At 39.2% G+C, this 767-nt stretch carries 1 protein-coding gene; it reads right to left on the minus strand.

Features of this window, described 5'->3' with window-relative positions:
* Window positions 1-22: 22 nt before the first annotated feature.
* Window positions 23-706 carry a hypothetical protein gene (locus VHA02S_RS24950; RefSeq protein ID WP_038899567.1) on the minus strand — a complete coding sequence of 228 codons (684 nt, stop codon included), beginning with the start codon at window positions 704-706 and terminating at the stop codon, window positions 23-25.
* Between the last annotated feature and the right edge of the window lie 61 nt (window positions 707-767).

Consider the following 767-nt stretch of genomic DNA (forward strand, 5'->3'; position numbering starts at 1 on the left):
CGAATCACTCTTAAACAGTTTGTTATGTTGGTAACATTAACCAAACACTCAATTTCGAGATAACTAAGCTTAAAGCTAATACGCCTAGAGCATAAGGACCGAGTAAGTCTAATTGTTCTCTCGTTTTTACATATGCGCGAAACTGATATTTCATTTCATAGCTTAGCAATTTAATGAAATCCCATAGTGACCACTTCTCATTGAAGCGATTACAACTGACTGCATGATCGTAATACTCAATGTTACCTTCATCGTCGTGATACTCTTTCTCGTAGACTAACGAACGTTGAAAAAAACCGCTTATACGATATCTCGTATTACGTAAGCCTGGCTCATCACCACCCCACATTTGTAAACAATGAGATGCTAAACCTTCAACGTTCTCGCTCTCCGGATGATAAAAGAACACTTTTGCATCCGAAAACATTTCTACACACCAAAGTTGAGTGAGCTTCTGATGGTACTGTTGAGCATACGAATAGTATCGAAGCAACAAGTAGGAAACAGACAAAAAGAAAAGCTCATTAATGCCATGCTGATCTGTAAACTCAATTTTGAATAGAAAAGTGTTAGCCTCTTTAATTACAGCTCCGCTAAAGTTGAGCGCAATTAGTACCGCTGACAACATAACTAGGTTTCTTCGTTTTGCCTTCAGCCCTTCATCGGCGGCAATCTGCAAACGATACTCGTCTAACAATGGATTCATTTTACTCTTAACCCCAATTACCAACATAACGCCCTGTTAAGGGGTGAGCAACGCAATACCA

Origin of the sequence: Vibrio harveyi NBRC 15634 = ATCC 14126 = KCTC 12724 (assembly GCF_001591145.1) — a bacterium.
GTDB classification, from domain to species: domain Bacteria; phylum Pseudomonadota; class Gammaproteobacteria; order Enterobacterales; family Vibrionaceae; genus Vibrio; species Vibrio harveyi.

Coding starts and splice junctions, on each gene's coding strand:
- VHA02S_RS24950 (WP_038899567.1), bottom strand. CDS start 706: ATGAATCCATTGTTAGACGAGTATCGTTTGCAGATTGCCGCCGATGAA.